The organism is Sphingomonas sp. PAMC26645 (genome assembly GCF_004795835.1).
GTDB lineage: Bacteria > Pseudomonadota > Alphaproteobacteria > Sphingomonadales > Sphingomonadaceae > Sphingomonas.
This window is the reverse complement of sequence record NZ_CP039249.1, coordinates 4,200,876-4,226,971: the sequence shown is the minus strand read 5'-3', so window position 1 is coordinate 4,226,971 and position 26,096 is coordinate 4,200,876. Positions and strand designations below refer to the sequence as shown.

Below are 26,096 nucleotides of genomic sequence, written 5' to 3'. Positions count from 1 at the left end.
CGTCGGGATCGAACCGGCGCGTCGCGATCATCGCCGCAATGGCGAGCACGCACGGAAGGGGAGAGGTCGATGAAACCGGTCATCGCAGCGTTCGTCCTGTTCGCGGGTCAAGTCACGGTCTTGGTCTCGGCCGAGGCGCAACGGGCTCAGGCTATCGCCGTCCGGGTCGACGCAACGGCGCGGTCGGCGGCGGTCACACCCTATGAATACGGCATGTTCATCGAACCGATCGGCGGACTCGTCGCGCGGACGCTGTGGGCGGAGATGCTCGACGACCGCAAATTCTATTACCCGGTCGGCCCCGCCGCCAGCGACGCGCCGCCACCGGTCAATGCCGAAGGGCGGCCCGGTGTCGTCTACCGCAAATGGCGCCCGATCGGCGGCGACGCGGCCGTGACGATGGACACGCAGCATCCGTACGTCGGCACGCAAAGCGCTCGGATCGCGGTGTTCGCCGACCATGTCACCGGCATAGGCCAAGGCGGGATCGAGGTCGTCCGCGGGCGGCGGTATGTCGGCAAGCTTCGGCTGAGCGGAGAGCCGGGCGTGGCGGTGTCGGTGGCGTTGATCTGGGGCGATCGGCCGCAGGACCGGCAGGTCGTGCCGTTGCCGACGCCGGGCGCGGACTGGAGCGAGGCGAGCTTCGCGTTCACGCCGACCGCGGCGGCGAGCGATGCGCGGCTGGAGATCACTGGCACTGGCACCGGCCCCGGCGTTTTTCGGGTCGGCGTGGTGTCGCTGATGCCGGCGGACAACGTCAATGGCTGGCGCGCGGATACGACCGCGATCGCGAAGTCGCTGAACTCGGGCGTCTGGCGCTTGCCCGGCGGAAACTTCCTGTCCGACTGGGATTGGCACGAGGCGATCGGGCCCCGCGATGCACGCCCGCCGATGTTCGATCACGCCTGGAGCGCGATGCAGCCGAACGATCTCGGCATGGACGAATGGATGGACCTGACGCGTCTCCTGGGCGTCGAACCCTATGTCACGGTCAATGCCGGGCTGGGCGATGCGAACTCGGCGGCGGAGGAGGTCGAATATCTGAACGGCGCGGCGACCTCCGAATGGGGCGCGAAGCGTGCAGCGAACGGTCATCTCGAGCCCTACCGCGTCAAATGGTGGAACATCGGCAACGAACCGTTCGGCTGGTGGCAGGTCGGCAAGACCTCGCTCGATTACTTCATGATCAAGCACAACGAATTCGCGAAGGCGATGCGGGCCAAGGACCCGTCGATAACGCTGATCGCATCGGGCGCGATGCCCGACCAGTTGCATCCGAAGGGCGTGCAGCAGAACTCTTCGATCGAAAGCATCCAGGCGAAGTTCGGTACCGAGGAGGACTGGACCGGCGGCTTCTTCGCCAAGGCATGGGGCAATTTCGACGGCATCACCGAGCATTGGTATGATCGTGCGGAAAAGCGGCCCGACGCGCCGGCCGCCGACGAACTTATCGAGTTCGTCCGTTCGCCCTCGAACCATGTCCGCATGGAGGCGGAGGAATGGGCGATCTACGAGACGAAGTTCCCCAAGATCCGCGCTGCCAAGACGTTCCTGTCGATCGACGAATATGCGTACATGGCGGGGCCGCCGACGCTGAAATCCTCGCTGGCCTATGCGATGGTATTCCAGGAGATGCTCCGCCACACCGATTTCCTGACGATGTCGGCGTTCACGACCGGCTTGTCGACGATGCACATCTCGCCATCCGCCGCGACCCTCAACGCCACTGGCACCGTGTTCAAGCTGTACGGCGAGCATTTCGGCGCCGGGACGGTTCCACTGAAGGTCGATGGCGATGTACCGCAACCAGAGCCGAAATACCCGGTCGGCCATGCGCATCCCAAGGTGCGCGCGGGCAGCCCGACCTATCCGCTCGACGTGATCGCGGGGCTGTCGCCGGACGGCACCAAACTGCGCCTCGCAGTGGTGAACGCGACGTTCCAGCCGCAGCATCTGAACCTTGCGCTTTCCGGCATGAGGCTGCGCGGCAGTGGCAGGCGCTGGGTCATGACCGGCAGGACGGTGGAGGCGGCGAACACCATTGCGTCCCCAAGCGGCGTGACGATCGTCGAAAGCAAGGTGGCGGGGACACGCACCGTGATGGTACCGGCGATCTCCGCGGCGATCTACGAATTGCCGATCGCGGCGGAGCACTGAGCCGGACCGCGACCGCGCCGCGCGTGGCTCCAGTTGCTCTCGACCGCAATTCGACGCGTTTTTGCAGCAGCAATGCTTGCCTAAGGCGAGCGTCGGCGGCTACCACGCGATGATAACGTTACCGAGGGGGTGAGGGTGCGGCGCTTCAGGAATATCCGCTGGACCATCATCGGCCTGTTCGTGGTGGCGATGGTCATCAACTATCTTGCACGCAGCGTGCTGGGCGTCGCGGCGCCGGCGATTATGGCCGAGCAGCATATCAGCGCCGCCGAATATTCCTGGATCACCGGCGCATTCCAGATCGGCATCATGTTCCAGCCGCTCGCCGGCTATGTGCTCGACGTGGTCGGGCTGAAGATCGGCTTCACGCTGTTCGTCACGGTCTGGTCGCTGATCACGATGGCGCACGGACTGGCGACCGGTTGGATGGGATTCGCCGGCTTGCGCGGTGCGCTGGGGCTGGTCGAGGGATCGGCGCAACCCGCGGGCATGAAGCTGGTCGCCGAATGGTTTCCGGCCCGAGAGCGCGGTGTCGCGGGCGGCATCTATCAGATCGGGGCCTCGTTCGGCGCGGTGTTCGCGCCGCCGCTGGTGGCCTGGGCGGTGCTCAACCATAGCTGGCGGGCGGCCTTCTTCATTGCCGGCGCGCTCGGGCTGGTGTGGGTGATCGCCTGGCTGTTCTGGTATGCGCCGCCCGCAAAACATCGACGGTTGTCGCCGGCGGAACGGACGCTGATCGTCGAAGGACAGGAGGCATCGCTCGCCACGCATCGCAAGCGTCCCCCGCTCGGCGAACTGCTGCGGCGTCGTAACCTGTGGGCGATCGCGGCGGCGCGGTTCCTCGCCGATCCGGTGTGGGGCATGCTGTCGTTCTGGATGCCGCTGTATCTCGTGCAGGTGCGCCATTTCGATCTCGGCCAGATCGCGATGTTCGCGTGGCTGCCGTTCCTGGCGGCGGACCTCGGATGCCTGTTCGGGCCGATCGTGGTGGCGTGGCTGCAACGGCGCGGCGTCGACCTGATCGATGCGCGGCGTGGCGCCTTCACGGTGGGTGCGGTGCTGATGACGGGGATGATGTTCGTCGGCACGGTGACCAGCCCGATCGCGGCGATCGCACTGCTGTGCCTCGGCGGTTTCGCGCACCAGACGCTGTCGGTGACGGTCATCACGCTGTCGTCGGATTTGTTCCCGCAGGACCAGGTCGCGACCGCGACGGGGATGTCGGGCACCGCCGCCAATCTCGGCGTGCTGATCTTCACGCTGGTGCTCGGCTCGATGGTCGCGGAGGTCGGCTACCAGCCGTTCTTCATCCTGCTCGGACTGCTCGACCTGGTCGGCGCCGCACTCCTCTGGGTCCTGATACGAAAGCCCACATGACTATTCGAAATCCGATCCTTCCCGGCTTCAATCCGGACCCGTCGATCGTCCGCGTCGGCGACGATTACTACGTCGCGACCTCGACCTTCGAATGGTACCCGGGCGTCCAGATCCACCAATCGCGCGACCTCGCGAACTGGCGGCTGGCAGCGCGGCCGCTCAACCGCGCGAGCCAGCTGGACATGCGCGGGAACCCGGACTCGTGCGGAGTATGGGCGCCGGACCTGAGCCATGCGAACGGCCGGTTCCACCTGATCTACACCGACGTGAAGCGCTACGGTCAGACCACGATCGACGGTGCGCGGGGCGCGTCGCTGCGCGATTTCCATAATTACTGGGTCACGGCGGAGCATGTCGACGGGCCGTGGTCCGATCCCGTCCACCTCAACAGCAGCGGGTTCGATCCGGCGCTGTTCCACGAAGATGACGGGCGGAGCTGGCTGCTCAACATGCTGTGGGACCATCGGCCGGGCGGGCGGCGCTTTGCCGGGATCGTCGTGCAGGAAATCGACCTCGCGACGGGCGACATGCTCGGCGACCGTCGCATGATCTTCGAGGGCACGTCGCTCGGCTTCACCGAGGGCCCGCACCTCTACAAGCGCGACGGCTGGTATCACCTGCTGGTCGCGGAAGGCGGCACCGAGCGCAACCATGCCGTCGTGATGGCGCGGTCACGGTCGCTGTTCGGTCCGTACGAGGTGCATCCGGATGGCCCGGTACTGACCGCGGCGGGCAAGCACGGCGTGCAGTTGCAGCGAACCGGGCACGGCGACCTGGTCGAGACACCGACCGGCGAAACCTGGATGGTGTATCTGTGCGGGCGGCCGCTGCCCGTCAGTGATCGGTGCGTGCTGGGCCGCGAGACCGCGATCCAGCCGATGCGATGGGGCGAGGATGGCTGGCTGCGGACGATGGATGGCGATGCGAGTCCGGCGCTGATCGTGGAGGATGGCACGGCGTCGGCCGCGCCCGAACCGCGGCGCGAGCGTAGTGTGTTCGATACCGCGACGCTGCCCGAGGCTTTCCAGTGGCTGCGTACCCCGGACGCCGGCCGGTTGTTCAGCCTGACCGCGCGTCCCGGTTATCTGCGCCTCTACGGCCGCGAGACGATCGGCAGCCACTTCACGCAATCGCTGGTCGCGCGCCGGCAGCAGGCGTTCGCCTACGTCGCCGAGACGCTCGTCACGTTCGAACCGCGTCACCTCCAGCAGGCGGCGGGGCTGGTCTGCTACTATAATTCGACCAAGTTCCATTATCTGCACGTCACCGCCGACGACGATGGCCGGCGCGTGCTGCAGGTGCTGTCGGCCATACCGACCCCGCTCGGCAGCAGCATGATCACCCAGCCGATCGCGATCGACGCGGGACCGATCGGACTGCGGGTCGAGGTGGATCACGAAAGCCTTCGCTTCGGCTACCGGTGTGCGGGGTCGAGCGCGTGGACATGGCTCGCGGACCGGTTCGACGCGAGCGTGCTGTCCGACGAGGCGACGCTGCCGGGCCTGCCGAACTTCACCGGCGCCTTTGTCGGGATGGCGTGCCAGGATATGTCGGGAGCAGGCGAACCGGCCGATTTCAGCTATTTCGAGTATGTCGAAGCCGGCGGCGGCTGAGCGGACTGAACGCGGCGTCGATCCGCGTTCAGTCCGTGATCACAGGCCCAGCCTTATGCGGCGATCTTCAAGTCCTGCATGACGTCGGCGGTGATCGAGAGGCTCCGCTTGCGGGCTTCGTGGTCGTAGATCGCGCTGGTCACCATGACCTCGTCGACGCCGGTCCGCTCGACGAACGCCGCGATGCCGCGGGCGACCTTGGCCGGGCTGCCGACCGCCGAGCATTGCAGGACGTGGTCGAGAATCTGGTTGCCCTGCGCGCCGAGCGACTCGCGGTACCCGGCGAGGGGCGGCTTCATCTTGCCAGGGTTGCCGGTGCGGAGCGCGACGAACGACTGTTGCTGCGAGGTGGCGAGCAGTTCTGCCTCCGCGTCGGTCTCGGCTGCGAACACGTTGAAGCCGGCCATGACGTGTGGCTTCGACAGGCGCGCCGACGGGCGGAAATCGCGGCGGTAGATTGCCAGTGCGGCATCGAGCGCATCGGGCGCGAAATGCGAGGCGAACGCGTAGGGCAGGCCGAGTGCTGCCGCCAACTGCGCGCCGAACGTGCTGGAGCCGAGGATCCACATCTCAACGTCCGCGCCGGCGCCCGGCGTCGCGACGATGCCGGTCTGACCGTCGTTGGCAAAGTAGCTTTGCAACTCCATCACATCCTGCGGGAAGGCGTTGGCGTCGGTCTCGAGCGTGCGGCGCATTGCGCGGGCGACGCGCTGGTCGGAACCGGGTGCGCGGCCGAGGCCAAGATCGATGCGGCCGGGGAACAGCGCGTCGAGCGTGCCGAACTGCTCGGCGATCGTCAGCGGTGCGTGGTTGGGGAGCATGATGCCGCCCGAGCCCACGCGGATCGTCTTCGTGGCGGCGGCGATGTGCGCGATCACGACCGCAGTCGCGGCCGACGCGATGCCGGTCATGCCGTGATGCTCGGCGACCCAATAGCGCTGGAACCCGATGCTCTCGGCGTGCCGCGCGAGGTCGGCCGCGTTGGCGAGCGATTGGGAGACGGTGCCGCCTTCGATGACGGGGACCAGATCGAGCAGGGAATAGCGTGTCATGCGGCAGAGATAGGTACCGACCGGTAGCTTATCCAGTGTTTGGGTCGAATGGTTTGTTCGGCTTCGGCTCCCCTCCCTGGAAGGGAGGGGTTGGGGGTGGGTTGGGTTCCGCATGTTCGCAGGGTTGTGGCTCGATCGGGCCGACCCACCCCCAGCCCCTCCCTTTCAGGGAGGGGGGAAGGGATCAGAAGCCCAGGCTGTACCGCATCGCCATGCCGTACTCGTTCGGGAGCGCCGCGAAGTTGCCGGGGTCGCGGCGGAAGAACAGGTTGGTGTCCAGGCCGCCGCCAAATGCGGGCACGCCGTAGCGCATCTCGACATCGAGTTCGCGGCCTTGGGGGGCGAGGTTTAGGCGTTGGGTGGTCCAGTCGGTGACGGTACCGGACGTGTAGTCGAAATAGGTTGGCAGCCCCAGGTCGATGCCACCGCGGGCTACGCGCAGCGGTTGCGCGATGCGGAGGCCGATGCTGTCGTGGGCGAATACACCGTCCTTGCCGATGTCGGCCGCGAACGCGTTGGTGCGGACGAGGCCGTCGCCGCTTAGCCCTCCGCGGACGGCTGCGCGGGTCCAGCCCTGGCGCATCGATCCGCCGATGCTCCAGCCGCTCCCCGCATCGAACCGCGCCTTGGTGTCCACGAACCACGTTGCCGCGCGGGTCGCGCCGAGCGCCGCGTCGAAGCGCGCGCCGAGGACGGTGTCGCGCTCGTCCATCCGCGTCGCGGCGACCATCGTCGACAGCGCGCCGAAGCGTCGATCGACTGCCAGCGAGACCCGGTTGTAGCCGGAGCGCTGCCATCGGTCGCGCAGGCGGAGGTCGCTGTCGCGTTGCGTCAGGACGTCGCCATTCTCGATTCCGACGGTGAAGCCGAAGCCACCGAAGCTCTGCCGCATCGCGCTCGACGCTCGCGTGTTGCTGTCGAAGCCCATGCCGCCGGTGTTGGCGATCAGGAAGGCGGGTTCGGACTGGCCCGAGAGCTGTGCGCTGAGCGCGCCCGAACCTTGTGCGAAGCCGAAGCCGAACGACAAAGTGCTGCCGAGCTTCTGCGTCACCATTCCAGCGATCGCGCGCGCGCTGGTCGCGTCGGCGGTGGAGAGCGCGGTGCGGTCGAGCGCGACGTCGCCGTTGGCGCGCGGCGCTAGCGTCATCGATACGGTCCTGCCGCCCTGCGCCAGCGCGACCGTGCGAAACCGGGACTGGAGCGCGCCGCCGAGCAAGCGTTCCGGGCTGCGGCGGGCGATCGTCTTGGCGAGGTCGATCGCGAACGCGCGGCTGTAGCCGTCGAGGATTACCGCGCCGAGTTCGCCTTGGGCGGCGTCGCCCATCGGCGCGGACAGGCTGGCATTGCCGGTCGTAGAGACGACCGCTTTCGATCCCGCGATCGAGGTCGTGCCGAGCGGCTGGAACGCGCGCGTCAGGTCGAGCACGCCATTGCCGTAGACCGCGTCGACTCCGGGCGCGCCGACATCGCGTGCGCTTCGAAACAGGATGTCGACGATCTGCGCGCCGGTCAGGTTGGGGAAGGCCTGCGCGAGCAACGCCACCGCGCCGGAAATCTGTGGCGCGGCGAACGACGTGCCCGACCAGAGATAGGCGGTGTCGGTCGCGTCGGGCGCACGGACGCTTTCGCCGACCGCGGTGAGGAAGTGCGCGGCGCCGGTGCCCGCGCGGTCGCTGAAGGTGGAGATCCCGTCGCTCGCGCCGACCGAACCGGCGATGATCACTTGGTTGCGGCCCTGCGCTTCGCCTGCAACGTTGGTGAACGGATCGGGATTGACCGAACCGTCATTGCCCGCCGCGATCACGACGACCAGCCCGGCGGCAGTCGCGCGGCCGATCGCGTCCTTCAGGCTTTGCGGCATCTCGGAGCCGCCGAGCGAGATGTTGACGACCTTCGCGCCTGCCGTGCGTGCCGCATCGAGCCCGCGGGTGATCGCGTCGGTGCCGAACTTGCAGCCTGAATCCTCGTCGTCCTTGCTCGCGGTGGCGCAAGTACCGGGACGGTCGGCGCGCAGGACGATCAGCGTCGCGTCGAATGCCACGCCGTGCGAGCCTGCGCCATTACTCCGGCCCGCCAGCGTGAAGGCGACCGCGGTGCCGTGGCCGCCCTCGTCGTCGATCGAGCTATTGCCGGCGACGTCCTGCGAGGAGGACGAGACGCGGCTGCCGAACTCCTGGCTTTGCAGGTCGATACCGCTGTCGATCACGCCGACGCCGATCCCCCTGCCGGTCGCGCCGACATTGTACGCGGCCAGCGCGTTCATCGAGACCGCGCCAACGGTCGCGCGATATTCGCCGGTGTCGTTGCTGGACGGTGTCGGTGTCGGGGTCGGGGTCGGCGCGGGAGTCGGGGCAGGGGTGGGCGCTGGTGTCGGAAGCGGTGTCGGCGTGGAAACCGTGGGAGGGGCGGGCGTGCTGTTGACGCCACCACCGCCGCCGCCTCCACAGGCGGCGAGCAGCAGGCCGCTTGCCACCGCCGCCGTTCTCAGCAGCCCCGCCTTCGTGCCGCGCATCCAGTCCGCCCTTTTGTAATTTTCCGTAACATACTGGAATGCAAAGCCTTACGCGATCGTAAACATCGGCCCTGAAGGTCGGCAGTGTCGCACCCCGCTTGTCGCCGCGCGCGGCGGTCCGTAGAGGTTCCGGCCGATGCTTGCCCGCCTTGACCCCCGCCTCGACCATGTCCGCAACTGGATCTTCGATCTCGACAACACGCTGTACCCGGCGAGCGCGGACCTGTTCGCGCAGGTCGATGCGCGGATGACCGGGTTTATCCAGGACCTGCTCGGGTTGGAGCATGACGAGGCGCGGCGCGTGCAAAAGGGGTATTTCCACAATCACGGCACGACGCTGTCGGGGCTGATGGCCGAGCATCAGGTCGATCCGCATGCGTTCCTGGCGCATGTCCACGACATCGAGATGGACGTGATCGAGCATGACGCACCGCTGGTCGCCGCGATCGCCAAGCTGCCGGGGCGCAAGCTCGTCTTCACCAATGGCGACAAGCCCTATGCGCTCAAGATCCTCGACCGGCTCGGGCTCGGCGAGAGCTTCGAGGCGATCCACGACATCCACGCGATGAACCTGATGCCGAAGCCGCATGCATCCGCCTATGCAGGGTTCTGCGCGGCGTTCGACATCGATCCGCGGGAGTCGTTGTTCGCCGACGACATGGCGCGCAACCTGACGCCGGCCAAGGCGATCGGGATGACGACCGTCTGGATCGACAACGGCTCCGAGCAGTCGCCCGACGCGGCGCGCGATCACATCGATTTTACCGTGCCGGTGCTTGCGCCATGGCTCGAAACCATCCTGGAGACATCATGACCTTGCAGACCATCATCGACGCCGCCTGGGACGACCGCGCGAACCTTGGCCTGGATACCAAGGGCGAGGTTCGCGACGCTGTCGAGTCCGCGCTGGCGATGCTGGATGCCGGCACCGCGCGTGTTGCCGAGCCGATCGCTGATGGCTGGCAGGTCAACCAGTGGCTGAAGAAGGCAGTTCTGCTCTCGTTCCGGCTCAACGACAACGTCGTGATCGACGGCGGTTCGGCGGGGTCCCCGGGGTTCGACAAGGTGCCGTCGAAGTTCTCGAGCTGGGGTGAAGCCGAGTTCCGCTCGGCGGGTATCCGCGTCGTTCCTGGCGCGGTCGCTCGCCGCGGCAGCTTCATCGCCAAGGGCGCGATCCTGATGCCGAGTTTCGTTAACATCGGCGCGTATGTCGGTGAGGGGACGATGGTCGACGCGTGGGCGACGGTCGGGTCGTGCGCGCAGATCGGCAAGAACGTACACCTGTCGGGCGGCGCCGGCATCGGTGGCGTGCTCGAGCCGTTGCAGGCGGACCCCGTCATCATCGGCGACGGCGCGTTCATCGGCGCGCGCGCGGAAGTGGCGGAGGGCGTCCGCGTCGGCGAGGGCGCGGTGCTGTCGATGGGCGTGTATCTGGGCGCCTCGACCAAGATCATCGACCGCGCGACCGGCGAAGTGTTCAAGGGCGAAGTGCCGCCCTATTCCGTCGTCGTGCCGGGCTCGATCGGTGGCGGGGACGGCAAGCCGGCCTTGTACTGCGCGGTGATCGTCAAGCGTGTCGATGCGCAAACTCGTTCCAAAACCTCGATCAACGACCTGCTGAGGGACTGATCGGGTCGACAACCCGGCGGGGGCTGCCTATCCGGGTCGAAACATACCGAGGAGATAGACTTTGACCGCTGCCGCCAGCCAGGTTCTCGACCGCGTACTCGTCCTCGAAATGGTCCGCGTGACCGAAGCGGCGGCGATCGCCGCCTCCACGCTCGTCGGGCGCGGCGACGAGAAGGCAGCGGATGCAGCGGCGGTCGAGGCGATGCGCGAGGCGCTCAACTCGCTGTACATGGACGGCACGGTCGTAATCGGCGAGGGCGAGCGCGACGAGGCGCCGATGCTGTTCATCGGCGAGAAGGTCGGCTCGGCGATCGGCAACGGCCCGAAGATCGACATCGCGCTCGATCCGCTCGAAGGCACGACGATCTGCGCGACCGCGGGGCCGAACAGCCTCGCCGTGCTGGCGATCGCCGAAGAGGGCGGGCTGCTCAACGCGCCCGACGTCTACATGGACAAGATCGCGGTCGGCCCGGGCTATCCCGGGGGCATCATCGATCTCGACAAGACGCCGACCGAGAACATCAACGCCGTCGCCGCCGCGAAGGGCGTGCCGGCGCGCGACCTGATCGTGTGCGTGCTCGACCGGCCGCGTCACGAGGCGCTGATCGCCGAGCTGCGCCAGGTCGGTTGCGGGATCATGCTGATCGGTGACGGCGACGTCGCCGGCGTGATCGCGACGTCCGATCCCGAGACGACCGTCGACGTGTACATGGGTTCGGGTGGTGCTCCCGAGGGCGTGCTGGCGTGTGCGGCGCTGCGCTGCGTCGGTGGGCAGTTCAAGGGACGGTTGTTGTTCCGCAACGACGACGAGCGCGGGCGTGCGGCGAAGTGGGGGATCACTGATCTCGACAAGCAGTATGACCTTTCCGAGCTGGCGAAGGGCGACTGCATCTTTGCGGCGACTGGGGTTACCGATGGGTCGCTGCTGGCTGGCGTGAAGCGGAAGAAGGGCAAGATGACTACCGAGAGCGTGGTGATGCGCGCGTCTTCGGGGACGGTGCGTTGGGTCAAGGGTGAGCATCGGACTGACTGATCTGGTGACCATCCCAGTTGCAAAGTAAGCTCCACCCCGGCGACGGCCGGGGCCCATTGGGAAACGCCGCTAACGTAGCGCCGCGCTTAGTTACGCCGGACGTTCCAATTGGGCCCCGGCCTTCGCCGGGGTGGAGCGCTGGGTGAGGGTGGTGAACCAACCACCATGTGTTCCCGCGAAGGCGGGGACCCAGACTGGGCTCCCGCCTTCGCGGGAGAACATAAAGGCCGAGCGGTGGAACGCATGAGGGGCGAAGTGTCGGCATGATCCTTCCCAACGTCCTTCTGCTCGTCACGAGCATGAGCCTCGTCTGGTTCCTCAAGGGCGACCTGCTCGGCTACCGCCGGATCAAGCGCCTCTCCGACACAGCCTCGCGCCAGCAGACCTACCGCCTGTGGATCGCCAAGGCGGCGATCGCCTTCGTCCTGCCGGCGGTGATCGGACTAGCCTTGCTCGGACGCCTCGATGCGCTCGTCACCGTGCCGCCCGAGTTCGACGCCCTCCGCATGCTCCTCCCCAGCTTTGAAGGCTACAGCCGCGCGGAACTGCTCGGCATGATCGGCGGCAGCGCGCTCGGTGGCCTGATCATCGGCGCGGTGCTCGCGACGCGGCGCAATTGGCGTATCCTCAAGACTGTCGGCAATGTCGGCTCGCTGCTCCCGCGCAACCGGCCGGAGATCGCGCATGCCGCGGCCATGTCGATCGTGGCGGGCATCTCCGAGGAGCTCGCCTTCCGCCTGCTCCTGCCGCTGCTGGTCGCGCTCGTCTCCGGCAGCCCGTTCGTCGCGTTCGGTGTCGCGGTCGCGGCGTTCGGCGCGATGCATCTGTATCAGGGGCGGGCGGGCGTGATCGCGACCACGCTGGTCGGCGCGCTGATGGCGGCGGTGTATCTGATGACCGGCGAACTGTGGCTGGCGATGCTGCTGCACGCGCTGATCGATCTCAACTCGCTGGTATTGCGCCCGATACTGAGCGGAGCATGGCGCGCGGCTTGACTTCGCAGGCGCGGGTTCGTCCAATCGTGGCACGGTCCACGAAGGGAAATTCCATGTCGCGTCACGCCTTCCTGCTCGCGCTTGCAGTCGCCGCAGCCGTCCCGGTCGCCACGGTCGCGCAGACCGCGCCGCAAAGTGCGACCCAATCCCCCTTTACCTTCGAAGAGGTGATGGTGCCGATGCGCGATGGTGCGAAGTTGCAGACGGTCATCATGCGGCCGCGCGGCATGACCGGGCCGCTGCCGATCCTGCTCCAGCGGACTCCCTACGGCGTGCCCGATGCGCCATTCGCCACCGCCGATCGCTTCGGACCGTTGATGAAGGACGGCTATGTCTTCGTGTTCCAGTCGATGCGCGGGCGGTTCAAGTCGGACGGTGTCTTCACGCTGTCGACCGCAGTCCATCCGAACGATCCGAAGGCGGTCGACGAGGCGACGGATGCGTACGATACCGTCGGCTGGCTGGTGAAGAACGTCCCGGCCAACAACGGCAAGGTCGGCATGTGGGGCGTGTCCTACCCCGGTTTCGCCGCCGCCGTTGCGCTGGCACACCCACATCCGGCGCTGAAGGCGGTGTCTCCGCAGGCAGCGTGGATCGATTACTGGCAGTCGGACGACCTGCACCGCAACGGCGCGCTACGGCTGAGCTATGCGACCGACTGGGTGTCGTCGCTGCAACTCGACAAGACGAAGAATTCCGACTTCGCGTATCCGAGCGATACCTACGACTATTTCCTGAAGGCGGGGTCGGCCGAGGCGATCGACCGGACCGTGTTGAAGGGCCGCGTGCCGATGTTCACGTCGCTGCTCGATCACCCCAATCACGACGCGTTCTATACGGCGCAACGCTGGACCGATTCGCTGGGCAAGACGACCGTGCCGACGCTGAACGTCGCGGGGTTCTGGGATCAGGAGGATCCGTGGGGCTCGTGGCAGATCTACGCGCGCCAGAAGCGGAACGACCCGAACCATCTGGCGCAGATGGTGGCGGGGCCGTGGCGGCATGGTGGGTGGCAGGGCGTGGCGGATCATCTCGGGCCGATCCCGCTTGGCACGGCGAGTGGCACGCAGTTCCAGGAACAGATCCAGGCGCCGTTCTTCGCATACTGGCTGCACGGTAAAGGACCGCGGCCGGACTTTGCGGCGAAGATGTTCCAGTCGGGGTTTAACGTCTGGAAGACCTATGCTGCCTGGCCTCCGACGGGCGCGAAGGCGACCGAGCTGTATCTGCATGCGGACGGCAGCCTGTCGTTCACCGCGCCGGCCGCTGGCGAGGGATGTCGCGACTACGTGTCCGATCCGGCGAACCCGGTGCCATTCCGTCGGCGACCGATGTCGGCGACGTATGCCAGCCCGGATTGGGCGTGGTGGGAGGCGGACGACCAGCGCTTCGTCGATCACCGGCCCGATGTGCTGGGGTATGTGTCGGAGCCACTGGCCGCGGACTTGACCGTGACGGGCGCGCTGTCGGCGACGTTGCAGGCGTCGACGAGCGGGACGGACAGCGATTTCGTGGTGAAGCTTATCGATGTGCTGCCCGACGATACCGAGGCGTTCGACAAGTCTCAGGCCCGGCCGGGCGATTACGCGAAGACGTTGAACGGGTATCAGCTGCCGATCGCGATGGAGGTGCGGCGCGGGCGCTTCCTGGCGAGCGATACGGCGCCGCAGCCGCTGGTGCCGGGGAAGGTAGTCGCGTGGGACGTGCCACTGCGCGACCATGACCATGTGTTCAAGGCGGGGCACCGGATCATGGTGCAGATCCAGTCGAGCTGGTTCCCGATGATCGACCGCAACCCGCAGTCGTTCGTGCCGAATATCGTGCGGGCGAAGGCGGCGGATTACGTGAAGGCGACGCAAAGGGTTTGCGCGGGCTCGCGGATCACGTTGCCGGTTATGCGCTAGGGTCTGCGGACAGTTGCCCACCCCGGCGGAGGCCGGGGCCCAGTTGGGAAGGTCGAGGTAACGGAGTGCGGTCCTTCGTTATTACCGTCCTCCCAACTGGGCCCCGGCCTCCGCCGGGGTGGTGGTCTCTGACGTTCAACTCAGTTCTTCATCCGCCAGCCGGTCTTGAAGATCCAGGCGATCGCGATCAGGCATGCCGCGAGGAAGCCGGCCGTCACCGCGAGGCTGACCCCGACCGCGACGTCGCCGACCCCGAAGAAGCTCCAGCGGAAGCCGCTGACCAGGTAGACGACCGGGTTGAACAGGCTGAACGTCCGCCAGGGCTGGGGCAGCATGTCGATCGAGTAGAACGCGCCGCCGAGGAACGTCAGCGGCGTGATCAGCAGCGCGGGGACGAAGTTCAGCTGCTCGAAGCCGTTGGCCCAGACGCCGATGATGAACCCGAACAGGCTGAACGCGACCGCGGTGAGGATCAGGAACGCGATCATCGCGAACGGGTGTTCGATGCGGAGCGGCACGAAGAACGACGCCGTCGCGAGGATGATCAGCCCGAGGATCACCGACTTGGTGGTCGCCGCGCCGACATAGCCGATCACCATCTCCATCGCCGAGACGGGCGCCGACAACAGCTCGTAGATCGTGCCCGTGAATTTGGGGAAGTAGATGCCGATAGACGCGTTCGAGATGCTCTGCGTGAGCAGCGACAGCATGATCAGGCCGGGGACGATGAAGCTACCGTAGCCGACGCCGCCGACCTGCTGCATGCGGCTGCCGATCGCGCCACCGAAGACGATGAAATACAGCGAGGTGGTCAGAACGGGCGTGACGAGGCTCTGCCACAAGGTGCGCAGCGCTCGTGCCATCTCGAAGCGGTAGATCGCCCAGATACCGTGAGTGTTCATGCGCGTTCTCCGACGAGATCGACGAAGATGTCTTCGAGGCTCGATTTGCTGGTTTCGAGGTCCTTGAAGCCGATGCCGAGTTCGCTGAGTTTGCGCAGCAGCGACGGGATGCCGGTGTGGTCGGCCTGCGCATCGAACACGTAGCGCAGGCGCTTGCCGTCGTCTTCCAGTGACACATCCCAGTCGGCAAGGTCTGCGGGGATCGTCGTCATCGGGTCCTGGAGCGCGATGTCGAGTTCGCGCTTGCCGAGCTTCTTCATCAGCGACGCCTTGTCGTCGACGAGCAGCAGCTTGCCCTTGTTGATGACGCCGACGCGGTCGGCCATTTCCTCGGCTTCCTCGATGTAATGCGTCGTCAGGATGATCGTCGTGCCGCCTTCGCGCAGGCGGTGGACGAGCTTCCACATGTCGCGGCGCAACGCCACGTCGACGCCCGCGGTGGGCTCGTCGAGGAACAGGATTTCGGGTTCGTGTGCGAGCGCCTTCGCGATCAGCACGCGGCGCTTCATCCCGCCCGAAAGTTCGCGGATCTTCGCGTCGCGCTTGTCCCAGAGCGAGAGGTCGCGGAGCACCTGTTCGATGTACGCGCTGTGGCCCGAGCGGCCGAACAGGCGGCGGCTGAAGGTGACGGTGGCGAGCACCGTCTCGAACATGTCGACGTTGAGTTCCTGCGGCACGAGGCCGATGCGGCTGCGGGCCTGCTTATAGTCGCGGATCGCGTCGTAGCCCGCGACCTTGATCGTGCCGGCGGACGGCGTGACGATGCCGCAGATGATGCTGATCAGCGTCGTCTTGCCCGCGCCGTTGGGGCCGAGGAGGGCGAAGATCTCGCCCTTCTGGATGTCGAGGTCGACGGGGTGGAGGGCGGTGGTGCCGCTCTTGTAGGTCTTGGTGACGCCCGCGATGGACAGGATCGGTTCGGTCATTGGCACCCCTTTTTCGTGGGTGTCAGATGGGGGTGGTGGCACGTGAATGATAGGCCTTCCCGCGCCTTCTTGTTCTCCCGCGAAGGCGGGAGCCCAGACTGGGTCCCCGCCTTCGCGGGGAAACAAGGAGAGGAGCGTCAACCGGCCCGAGCGGCTGCTACGGCTTTCTGGAGGTCTTCGAGCGGCAGCGCGCCCGACAACACGCGGTCGCCGACCACCCAGCTGGGGGTGCCGGTCATGCCGAGTTTGGCGGCGGTTTCCATGTTTTTGGCGATCTCGGCGTCGGCCGTCTTGGTGAAACTCGCCTGCGTCGTGTCGACTCCGGCCTTGCTCGCAGCCGCGGCGATCGAGGCGTCGCTGACCGGGCCGCCGGCGTAGAGCGCGTCGTGGAAGGTGGCGAACTTGCCCTGTTGCGCGGCGGCGAGGCTGGCGCGGGCGGCGATGCGGCTTTCGGCGCTGAGGATCGGGAGTTCGCGGAAGACGACGCGGACCTTGGGGTCGGCCGCAATCAGCTTGGCGATCATCGGCAGGCTCGCGCGGCAATACCCGCAATTGTAATCGAAATACTCGACGAGCGTGACGTCACCGTTGGGGTTGCCGGCCCAGGCGCTGCCGAACGGCGTGACGATCGCGTCGCGGTTGGCGGTGACGGTCTTGCCCGACTCGCGGTCGCGCAGTTTCTCCATCGCCTCGGGGAGGATCTCGGGATGTGCGAGCACATAGTCGTGGACGATCGATTCGACCTGTGCGCGCTCGACGCCGCCGCCCTGGCGGTCATAGCCCCAGACCGCGAGGCCTCCGATGACGGCGCCCGCGACTGCGATCGCGGGGAATGTAAATTTGCTCATTTGCGGCGCTTATACTGCTTGGGATTGTCGTCCATCTCGTTCTGCGCGGCCATCGCGATATCCTGTGCGCGGATCCAGTCGGTGGTGTTCGCCGGGATGTTCGCGAGGGCATATTGCGCGCTCGCCGACGCGGTCCGCATGTCGCCGCCCATGCTGGCGCGCTCGGCGGTGGCGAGCGCGGCGCGCGCGGTATCGCCGGTCAGTTCGTAGACGGTGCCGAGCTGCATCCAGGCGAACGGGTTCTGGTCGTCGCGACCTACCGCGGTGCGCAGGACCCTGGTCGCCTCGGGGTAGTTCGCCTTGTTCTCGGTCGCGATCAGCGCGTGTCCGAAGGTCGTGGCGATCAGCGGATTGTTGCGCGACCCTTCGGTTGCTTCGCGTAACGGGGCGAGCGATTCGACGGGCTTGCCGGCTTCGAGCAGGATCTGTCCCTTGATCTCTAGGAAATACGGGTCGGTCGGCTCGGCCTTTACCAGTGCGTTGGCTTCGGCGTCGGCCTTCTCGGGGTAGCCGGCTTTGTGATAGGCGTAGGCGCGGGCGTAGTGCGCGTAGATCGACTGGTTGCTGGGCGGGTAGGCTTGCAGCGTCTGGTCGGCGGGCATGACGTAGCCGGCGAGCTTGGCCTTCACGCGGCGGAAGCGTTCCTCCAGCGCGGCGTCGGGCTTGTTGGCCCAGGCGGGCGAGGCTTGGAGGTCGGCAGTCAGCGTCGCGACGCGCTCGCCGGAGAGCGGATGCGACTGCATGAACGGATCGATGTTCGCAGTGCCGAAGCGGTATTCCTGCTGCTGCAATTTCTTGAAGAAGCTGAGCATGCCGCGGCCCGAGACGTTCGCCTCGCGGAGGAATTTCGCGCCGGTCGCGTCTGCGGTCGATTCCTGGACGCGGCTGAACGAGAGGTAGCTGCCCATCGCCGCCTGCTGCCCCGCCGCCATGATGCCGGCGCCTGCCTCGCCGGAACCGGCCGCCATCGCGGCTAGGCCGAGCACCATCGAGAGCAGGTACATGCCCATTGCGGGCTTGGTGCCGCGATCGGCGAGGACGACATGGCCGTCGGCGATGTGGCCGAGTTCGTGTGCGATGACGCCCTGGACTTCGTTGGCGTTGTCGGCCGCCTGGATGAGCCCTGAGTGGACGTAGACGGTCTGGCCGCCGGCGACGAACGCGTTGATCGAGTCGTCGTTGATCAGGACGACCTTCACGTCGCGCGTCGAGAGCCCGGCCGCCCTGATCAGCGGGTTGGACATCTCCGCGAACATGGTTTCGGTTTCGGCGTCGCGGAGGATCGACTGGGCCTGGAGGGGCGTCGTCCAGAGGAGGAGGGCGGTGGCTGCGGCGGCTACTAGACGCTTCATATTACGGGGTATCGTCGATTGGGGGCGGGGGGGCAATGGTCGTGCGGTCGGGCGTGCGGTGGAGTGAAGTATAGGAAGTGCAGACGCTGGGAGCTGTTTTGCGGTTGGTGGGAGTGCGGGTGGCATTGGGGGAGGGGAGCAGGGTTTGGTGTGTAGGACAGGGGTTTGAGGGGGGGGGCTTAAGAGGTTGCTGCGCCGGCTGTCGGCCATTTACCCGGCTATTGGTTTCCTCCCTGGCTATCAGACCACCGCCCCGGCGGAGGCCGGGGTCCAATTGGGGGACCGGGCTAACTGAGGGCAGCGCGTCGTTATTGCCACCTTTCCAATTGGGCCCCGGCCTTCGCCGGGGTGGTGGTGGGTGGAGTTCGGCATGCGTCACTACGGCGCTGGAACCCAAACCTCGCGTCGCTCTCGTGTCTTGTTCACCCGCGAAGGCGGGTGCCCAGTCTGGGTCCCCGCCTTCGCGGGGATACAAGCTTTTTGCCGTTCGCCGTTACCACGGGAAGCTTTGGATGGTGACGGATAGCGTGCGGTCTCACGCCCCTCCCGCCCCCTACAAACGAAAACGGGCGCGGCCTTCCGGTCGCGCCCGTTCTTTGGTCGCAGCGTCCGGGGTTAGCCGAAGGTGCGCTGCCACCAGCCGCGACGGGGGGCGCCGTCGGGGTCGTCGTTGGCGCCGTCATCGGTACGGGGGGTCGCGACGTCCTGGGGCTGGACTTCGGCCTTGGGCGGGGTGGTTGCGATCGGCTCGGCGAGGGGCTCGCTGGTCGGCGCAGCGTCGCCGGCTTCGACGATCGGCGTCTTCCGTGGGCGACCGCGGGGCTTGGCGACCTTGACGGGGGCTTCCTCGACGACCGCCTCTTCAACCGCTGGGGCTTCGACCACCGCGTCCGACGCCTTGCGACGTGCACGCTTGGGCTTGGGCGCCGACGCCTCGATGGTCTCGGCGGGCGTTGCGCTCACCTCGTCCATCGTCGCCTCTGCGACCGCTTCGCGGCGGCGACGACCGGGCTTCGGTGCAGCCGGCTCGGCCGCGACGGGCTCCGGAACGATCGGCTCCGGAACCACTGGCTCCGGCGCAACCGTCTCGGCGTCCGCTTCGACCGCGCGTGGCTTGCGACCACGGCGTGCCTTGGGGGCTGCATCGGCGACCGCCTCGGCAATGTTCGCCGCTGCGGCTGCCGCACGGGCACGCGGACGACGGCGCATCTTCGGGCCCTCGGCGACTTCCACCACCGGGGCTTCCTCGACGACCGGCTCGAACGCCGGTTCGTACGGCGGCTCGGCATAGGTCGACTCGACCGGCTCATACGCTTCCGGCTCGGGAGCCTCGGCGATCAGCTGGGCATCGTCGATGCTGCTGACGGAGACCGACTGGCCGTTCTCCGAACCCTGCTCGTTGCGGCGACCGCCACGACGTCCCCGACGACCGCGACGACGGCGGCCTTCGCCCTCTGCGCCGTTAGCCTGCTCGGATGGCGCACCAGCCGAGACCATTTCGCCACCGCCGACTTCGACGATGTCGCCCTCGACCTCGTCGATCTCCTCGACGTTGGTGTCGGCATCCTCGAACGTACCGTCCTCGTTGACGCCCTCTGCTGCACCTTCCTCACCCGGACGTGCACGACCGCGACGACCGCGACGACGACGACGCTTCTTGCCGCCTTCACCGTCCGCATCGCGACCGTTCTCACGCGGCGCACGCTGCTCGCCATTGCCTTCGCGGGGCTCACGACCCCCCTCACGACGACGCGGCTGCTCGGCCTCGGTCTCCTCGACCTCTTCCTCCTCGATCTCGTCCTCGATCTCCTCGGGGAGGTCGTCTTCGTCTTCCTCGATGATCTGGACGAACTTCGGGGCGTGCGCGGGCGGCGGGCCGCTGGCCTCGACCGTCATGTGCGCGCCTTCCTCGTCCTGGCCGGGGATGATCTCGACGATCACGCCGTAGCGATCCTCGATCTCGGCGATGTCGGCGCGCTTGCGGTTGAGGATGTACACGGCCGCTTCCTGGCTCGCGCGCAGGGTGAGCAGCGAGCCGCGACCACGGGCGGCCTCGTCCTCGATGAGGCGAAGCGCGGAGATGCCCGACGACGACGCGGTGCGAACGAGGCCAGTGCCCTCGCAATGCGGGCAGGCACGCGTGGATGCTTCGAGCACGCCGGTGCGCAGGCGCTGGCGGCTCATTTCCATGAGGCCGAACGACGAGATGCGGCCGATCTGGATGCGCGCGCGATCGTTCTTGAGCGCCTCCTTCATCGCCTTCTCGACCTTACGGACGTTGGAATTGTTATCCATGTCGATGAAGTCGATGACGACGAGCCCGGCCATGTCGCGCAGGCGGAGCTGGCGGCCGATTTCCTGAGCCGCCTCGAGGTTGGTCGCGGTCGCGGTCTGTTCGATGCTGTGCTCGCGCGTCGACCGGCCGGAGTTGATGTCGATCGAGACGAGCGCCTCGGTCGGGTTGATGACGAGGTAGCCGCCCGACTTCAGCTGGACGACGGGGTGGTACATCGCGGCAAGCTGATCCTCGACGCCGGCGCGCTGGAACAGCGGCACGGGATCGGCGTAATGCTTGATGCGCCGCGCGTGCGTCGGCATCAGCAGGCGCATGAACTCGCGCGCCTGGCGATAGCCGTCCTCGCCCTCGACGATGACCTCTTCGATTTCCTTGTTGTAGATGTCGCGGATCGCACGCTTGATCAGGTCGCTGTCGCCGTAGACGAGCGCGGGGGCCGACGCTTTCAGCGTGGCTTCGCGGATGCCGTCCCAGAGGCGGGCGAGATAATCGAAGTCGCGCTTGATCTCGACCTTCGAGCGCTGGAGGCCCGCGGTGCGGACGATGCAGCCCATCGAGGGTGGCAACTGCATGTCGGCCATGATCGTCTTGAGGCGCTTGCGATCGCCCGCGTTCGAGATCTTCCGTGAAATGCCGCCGCCGTGCGACGTGTTCGGCATCAGCACGCAGTAGCGACCGGCGAGGCTCAGGTACGTGGTCAGCGCCGCGCCCTTGTTGCCGCGCTCCTCCTTGACGACCTGGACGAGCAGCACCTGGCGGCGATGGATCACGTCCTGGATCTTGTAGCGACGGCGGAGGTTCATGCGACGCTCGCGCAGGTCCTCGACCGCGGCATCGTCGGCGCTCGGCTTGCGCTTGCGACGGGGGGCTTCGCCGGATTCGCCGCCCTCGAGTTCTTCGGCGACGTCGGGATCTACCCCGCCATCGTCCTCGAAGCGCTCGATGTCGTCCTCGTCGTCACCCTCGTCGTCGTCCGAGTCGTAGTCGGCGCGAAGGGCTGCTTCCTCGGCGGCGTGCTCGGCTTCTTCACGGAGCAGCGCGTCGCGATCTTCCTTGGGGATCTGGTAGTAATCGGGGTGGATCTCGCTGAATGCGAGGAAGCCGTGGCGATTGCCGCCGTAATCGATGAACGCCGCCTGGAGCGACGGCTCGACCCGCGTGACCTTGGCGAGGTAGATATTGCCCTTGAGCTGCTTGCGTTCGGCACTCTCGAAATCGAATTCCTCGATCCGGTTACCCTTGACGACTGCGATCCGGGTCTCTTCCCGGTGGCGTGCGTCGATCAGCATGCGCGTTGTCATTATAGATTCTCCGCGCGCGCGCCGGGCCTGTCGGCAGCCGTCGCGCGCTTGATGGTGGTGCGGTCGGGCACGGACGCCCGGACTCGCGGATGGTATGCGAAACTGCCTCTGCGCGAAGTGCATGCCGCGGGAACTCTCCCTGCGGCGCCCGCACGACCGCGAGTCCGTCGGCGAAGGCCGGTCGGAGTGCGGGGCGGGGGGAATGCGTCATTCGAGCGTCAACCTGAATTGCCGCGCCGGCGAGAATCCGCTGGCGGGCGTCGAGACCGGCGCGTCGCTGGTAAAATCCAGGCGACACACGGCTGTACGACAGGACTAGCACTGCATACCCGATCTCGCAACTGGCCCCGGAACCGACGCTTTCGCGGGCGTTTCGGCTCGAATTAGGGGCAGCGAGGCGCAGACTTGCCGGGGCGGCAGAGCCTTGCCGGCCAATACGTGGCAAACGGCAAATTAACCGCACTGCGCAACCGCGTCTTGTGATGCGAGGCGCTATCGCTCGCTCACAGAGATCGGATGTATCGATCAAAGGGGTGTAGCATGGGTTTTCGCTGGACCGGCGGCAGGGCCGCACGGCAAGGACGCGGGGTGTTGACGGTCATCGCCCTCATCGCCGGCTGGCTGGCGAGCGTCCCCGCCTGGGCGGCAACCGTGCAGAGCGTCGCGATCAGGGACGGGCGGATCGTCATCCGCTTTGACGAGGCAGTCGGCGATGCCGCCAGCCGCGTGCTGACCGGCCCGCGCCAGATCGCGGTCGACGTGTCGGGCGCTACGCCGGGTCGGGAGGTGTTGGGGCGCGGTCTGGTGACTGGTGTCACGCAGATGCGCAGCGGGCGATCGGGGATGCGGATGGTGTTCGATCTGGCCGAGCCGGCGATCGTCACCGACGGCGGGTTCGATTCCGACGGGCGCGAGCTGACGCTGGCGTTGCGCACGGTCGATTACGACCAGTTCGCGGAAGCCGGGATCGCCGGGCCGCTGAACTTCTTCCCATTCAATTTCGGCGCGGCGTCGCGGCCGAAGTACAAGGTGTCGGTACCGGTGCCGCCCAAGGCGCGGGGCATGAAACTGCCACGCGTGCAGGGCGACGATACGCGACCGCTCGTGGTGATCGACGCGGGGCATGGCGGTGTCGATCCGGGCGCGATCGGGCCGAATGGGCTGCGCGAGAAGGACGTGACGCTGAAGGTCGCCAAGGCGATCCGCGACGAGTTGCTCGCGTCTGGGCGCGTCCGCGTGGCGCTGACGCGGAACGACGACCGCTATCTGATTTTGCGCGAGCGGTATGGCGTCGCGCGGCGGCTGAAGGGCGATCTGTTCATCTCGATCCATTGCGACAGCACGGGTTCCGAGAACGCTACCGGGGCGACGGCGTACACGTTGTCTGAGGTTGCGTCGGACAAGGAAGCGGCAAGGCTGGCGGCGCGCGAGAACAAGGCGGACGTGATCTCGGGGGTGAACCTCGGCGAGGCGCCCGCGGACGTGTCGTCGATCCTGATCGACCTGACGCAGCGCGAGACGATGAACGCGTCGGCGACATTCGCGCGGCTGCTGGGGCGTGAGGCGAAACCGTTGATGCCGTTGAAGGCGAACTTCCACCGGATGGCGTCGTTGATGGTCTTGAAGGCGCCGGACATGCCGTCGATCCTGTTCGAGACTGGGTATATCTCGAACCCGCAGGACGCGGCGTTCCTGGACAGTGAAGAGGGGCGGCACCGGATCGCGGAGAGCGTCACGCGGGCGGTCGAGGTGCATTTCGCGCGGCGGATGGCGGCGCGGTAGATTTGGGGAGGGGGCGCTCCCTCCTCCTTGTTCTCCCGCGAAGGCGGGAGTCCAGTCTAGACTCCCGCCTTCGCGGGAGAACAAGCTAGTGACGGTCGATACTGTTTCCTCTGATCGCACATCATGCCACAAGTCGCCCAAATTGTTTTGAGGCTGACGACATGACCGACGCGACGCGGGGCGTAACCGACACGGGCCCCGAGACCAGCATGCGCGAACTGACGTTTCGCGGGATCGTGCTCGGCGGGATCATCACGCTGCTGTTCACCGCGGCCAACGTGTATCTCGGGCTCAAGATCGGGCTGACATTCGCGACGTCGATCCCGGCCGCGGTGATCTCGATGGCGGTGCTGCGGCTGTTCAAGGATTCGACGATCCTCGAGAACAACATCGTCCAGACGATCGCGTCCGCCGCAGGCACGCTCGCGGCGATCATCTTCGTGCTGCCGGGCCTTGTGATGATTGGCTGGTGGCAGGGCTTTCCGTTCTTCACCACCGCGGCAATCACGATGTTCGGCGGCGTGCTCGGCGTGCTGTTCTCGGTGCCGCTGCGCCGTGCGCTCGTCGTCGACACGGTGCTGCCGTATCCGGAAGGCCGCGCGGCCGCCGAGGTGCTGAAGGTCGGCGCGGGCAGTCGCGAGGGCGGCGAGGAGAGCGCGCGCGGGCTCGGCATCATCGTCGCCAATGCGGTCGTCTCGGCCGGGTTCGCGATCCTGACGCAGACCAAGCTCGCCGCTGCCGAAGCCGCGACGTGGTTCCGCGTCGGCGCGGGCGCGACCGGGATCTCGGGCGGGCTGTCGTTCGCGTTGCTCGGCGCGGGGCATCTAGTCGGGATTTCGGTCGGCATGGCGATGTTCGCGGGCGTGGTGATCGGCTGGTGGATATTGCTGCCGATCCTGACCTCGGGCGGCAGCGTCACCGGGACCGCGGAAGTGATCGCCAACACCGTGTTCCGCTCGGACGTGCGCTTCTTCGGCGCAGGCGTGATCGGCGTCGCGGCGATCTGGACATTGTTGAAGATCGCCGGGCCGGTGGTCGGCGGCGTCCGCTCGGCGCTGGCGGCGTCGGCGGCCAAGCGCGGCGGGGAAGTGCTGGCGCTGGAGGAGCGCGACATTCCGATCGGGATCGTCGGGATCGGTTCGCTGGCGATGCTGGTGCCGATCGGCATCCTGCTCTGGACCGTATTGCAGGGCGGGCCGCTGGAGGCGTCGGCGATCGGGTTGATCGCGGGCAGCCTGGTGTTCATCCTCGTCATCGGTCTCGTGATCGCGGCGGTGTGCGGGTACATGGCGGGGCTGATCGGCGCGTCGAATTCGCCGGTGTCGGGAATCGGCATCCTCGCCATCCTGGCTGCGTCGATCCTGCTGGTGTCTTGGTTCGGCCGTGCGGTCGAGCCGGGAACGACGCAGGCGCTGGTCGCGTACGGGCTGATCGTGACGGGCATCGTGTTCGGGATCGCGACGATCTCGAACGACAATCTTCAGGATCTGAAGACGGGCCAACTGGTCGGCGCGACGCCGTGGAAGCAGCAGGTCGCGTTGCTGATCGGCGTGGTGTTCGGCTCGATCGTCGTGCCGCCTGTGCTGAACTTGCTCGGGAGTACGCTCGGGTTTGCGGGGGCGCCGGGGGCAGGGCCGAATGCGCTGGCGGCGCCTCAGGCGGCGTTGATCTCGGCGCTGGCGAAGGGTGTGCTGGGGGGCAATCTCAACTGGGCGATGATCGGATATGGGGCGCTTACCGGCGTTTTGGTGATCGCGGTCGATGAGTTGCTCGGCAAGGCGGGGAAGCTGCGGTTGCCGCCTCTGGGGGTCGGGCTCGGTGTGTATTTGCCGATGTCGGTGACGTTGCCGGTCACGATCGGGGCGGTCGTGGGGTTTGCTTACGATCGTTGGGCGGATCGGGCTCGGGATCCCGAACTGGCGAAGCGGATGGGTGTGCTGACCGCGACCGGGATGATCGTCGGGGAGTCGCTGTGGGGCGTCGGCTTTGCGGGGATCGTGTATCTGACCAACAAGGAGACGCCGTTGGCGCTCGTTGGGGACGGGTTTGCGAGCGTGGCGCTGCTTGGCGGGACGCTGCTGTTCGCGGTGCTGACGTGGGTGATGTACCGGCGGACTATTGCGGCTTCGCGCTAGGCGCGTGCCCTCACCTTTCCCACCCGGCAAGAGCCGGGCGGGCCCCTTCCCTCTCCCCCGAGGGGAGAGGGGGGTAGGTGAGCGTGTTTCCCCGCGGAGGCGGGGATCCAGACTGGGCTCCCGCCTTCGCGGGAGAACAAGAAGTTAGAGGGCATTTGGTCGTTTGCACCACCCCGGCGAAGGCCGGGGCCCAATTGGAAAGGTGGGAGTAACGGAGCGCTATCCGCCGTTATCTGCGTCCCTCAATTGGGCCCCGGCCTTCGCCGGGGTGGTGCTTTGGTG

At 66.9% G+C, this 26,096-nt stretch carries 17 protein-coding genes; 10 read left to right on the top strand and 7 right to left on the bottom strand.

The annotated features are described in order from the left end of the window. The first annotated feature begins 69 nt into the window (after positions 1–69). From E5673_RS19260 to E5673_RS19250, 3 genes are all read left to right on the top strand, one after another. Positions 70–2,157 carry an alpha-L-arabinofuranosidase C-terminal domain-containing protein gene (locus E5673_RS19260; protein WP_210731779.1) on the top strand — a complete coding sequence of 696 codons (2,088 nt, stop codon included), beginning with the start codon at positions 70–72 and terminating at the stop codon, positions 2,155–2,157. A gap of 135 nt (positions 2,158–2,292) precedes the next feature. Further along, positions 2,293–3,534, top strand: a complete 1,242-nt coding sequence (locus E5673_RS19255; protein WP_247599483.1) for an MFS transporter — start codon at positions 2,293–2,295, stop codon at positions 3,532–3,534. Beyond that, positions 3,531–5,147, top strand: a complete 1,617-nt coding sequence (locus E5673_RS19250; protein ID WP_136191232.1) for a glycoside hydrolase family 43 protein — start codon at positions 3,531–3,533, stop codon at positions 5,145–5,147. The genes E5673_RS19255 and E5673_RS19250 overlap by 4 nt, the downstream gene beginning before the upstream one ends. Before the next feature lie 53 nt (positions 5,148–5,200). On the opposite strand, the gene E5673_RS19245 is transcribed toward E5673_RS19250, so the two are convergent. Together E5673_RS19245 and E5673_RS19240 are read right to left on the bottom strand one after the other, a co-directional pair. After that, entirely contained in the window at positions 5,201–6,199 is a 999-nt protein-coding gene (locus E5673_RS19245) for an LLM class flavin-dependent oxidoreductase (RefSeq protein WP_136191231.1), read from the bottom strand. Positions 6,200–6,383: 184 nt separating this feature from the next. After that, the gene (locus tag E5673_RS19240; RefSeq protein ID WP_136191230.1) at positions 6,384–8,711 is read right to left on the bottom strand and encodes a S8 family peptidase; all 2,328 of its coding nucleotides are present in this window, start codon (positions 8,709–8,711) and stop codon (positions 6,384–6,386) included. 136 nt (positions 8,712–8,847) lie between these two features. Here E5673_RS19240 and E5673_RS19235 point away from each other — a divergent pair, with 136 nt between their 5' ends. The 5 genes from E5673_RS19235 to E5673_RS19215 all read left to right on the top strand — a co-directional run bounded on the left by E5673_RS19235 (position 8,848) and on the right by E5673_RS19215 (position 14,272). Beyond that, positions 8,848–9,525, top strand: coding sequence for a pyrimidine 5'-nucleotidase (locus tag E5673_RS19235; RefSeq protein ID WP_136191229.1), 678 nt, complete (start codon positions 8,848–8,850; stop codon positions 9,523–9,525). Beyond that, positions 9,522–10,340: a 2,3,4,5-tetrahydropyridine-2,6-dicarboxylate N-succinyltransferase gene (gene dapD / locus E5673_RS19230; protein WP_136191228.1), complete on the top strand. Its 819-nt coding sequence runs from the start codon at positions 9,522–9,524 to the stop codon at positions 10,338–10,340. The genes E5673_RS19235 and dapD overlap by 4 nt, the downstream gene beginning before the upstream one ends. A 61-nt stretch (positions 10,341–10,401) precedes the next feature. Next, positions 10,402–11,373, top strand: coding sequence for a class II fructose-bisphosphatase (glpX, locus tag E5673_RS19225; protein ID WP_136191227.1), 972 nt, complete (start codon positions 10,402–10,404; stop codon positions 11,371–11,373). A gap of 263 nt (positions 11,374–11,636) precedes the next feature. Further along, complete coding sequence (locus E5673_RS19220) at positions 11,637–12,368, top strand: CPBP family intramembrane glutamic endopeptidase (protein ID WP_136191226.1); 732 nt, start codon at positions 11,637–11,639, stop codon at positions 12,366–12,368. 53 nt (positions 12,369–12,421) lie between these two features. Further along, positions 12,422–14,272 (top strand): CocE/NonD family hydrolase, encoded by a 1,851-nt coding sequence (locus tag E5673_RS19215; RefSeq protein WP_136191225.1) that lies wholly within the window; start codon positions 12,422–12,424, stop codon positions 14,270–14,272. Between the two features lie 140 nt (positions 14,273–14,412). Here the strand turns inward: E5673_RS19215 and E5673_RS19210 are convergent, their stop codons facing one another. The 5 genes from E5673_RS19210 to E5673_RS19190 all read right to left on the bottom strand — a co-directional run bounded on the left by E5673_RS19210 (position 14,413) and on the right by E5673_RS19190 (position 21,885). Next, the gene (locus tag E5673_RS19210) at positions 14,413–15,174 is read right to left on the bottom strand and encodes an ABC transporter permease (RefSeq protein ID WP_060526780.1); all 762 of its coding nucleotides are present in this window, start codon (positions 15,172–15,174) and stop codon (positions 14,413–14,415) included. Then, entirely contained in the window at positions 15,171–16,100 is a 930-nt protein-coding gene (locus tag E5673_RS19205) for an ABC transporter ATP-binding protein (protein WP_136191224.1), read from the bottom strand. Before E5673_RS19205 ends, E5673_RS19210 begins: the two co-directional genes overlap by 4 nt. A 137-nt stretch (positions 16,101–16,237) precedes the next feature. Then, positions 16,238–16,948, bottom strand: a complete 711-nt coding sequence (locus E5673_RS19200) for a DsbA family protein (RefSeq protein ID WP_136191223.1) — start codon at positions 16,946–16,948, stop codon at positions 16,238–16,240. Further along, positions 16,945–18,300, bottom strand: a complete 1,356-nt coding sequence (locus E5673_RS19195) for a M48 family metalloprotease (RefSeq protein WP_136191222.1) — start codon at positions 18,298–18,300, stop codon at positions 16,945–16,947. The genes E5673_RS19200 and E5673_RS19195 overlap by 4 nt, the downstream gene beginning before the upstream one ends. A gap of 615 nt (positions 18,301–18,915) precedes the next feature. Continuing rightward, entirely contained in the window at positions 18,916–21,885 is a 2,970-nt protein-coding gene (locus E5673_RS19190; protein WP_136191640.1) for a ribonuclease E/G, read from the bottom strand. Positions 21,886–22,437: 552 nt separating this feature from the next. Here E5673_RS19190 and E5673_RS19185 point away from each other — a divergent pair. Together E5673_RS19185 and E5673_RS19180 are read left to right on the top strand one after the other, a co-directional pair. Continuing rightward, positions 22,438–23,679: an N-acetylmuramoyl-L-alanine amidase gene (locus E5673_RS19185; protein ID WP_136191221.1), complete on the top strand. Its 1,242-nt coding sequence runs from the start codon at positions 22,438–22,440 to the stop codon at positions 23,677–23,679. Between the two features lie 161 nt (positions 23,680–23,840). Further along, positions 23,841–25,814 carry an oligopeptide transporter, OPT family gene (locus tag E5673_RS19180; protein ID WP_247599482.1) on the top strand — a complete coding sequence of 658 codons (1,974 nt, stop codon included), beginning with the start codon at positions 23,841–23,843 and terminating at the stop codon, positions 25,812–25,814. Positions 25,815–26,096 lie beyond the last annotated feature (282 nt).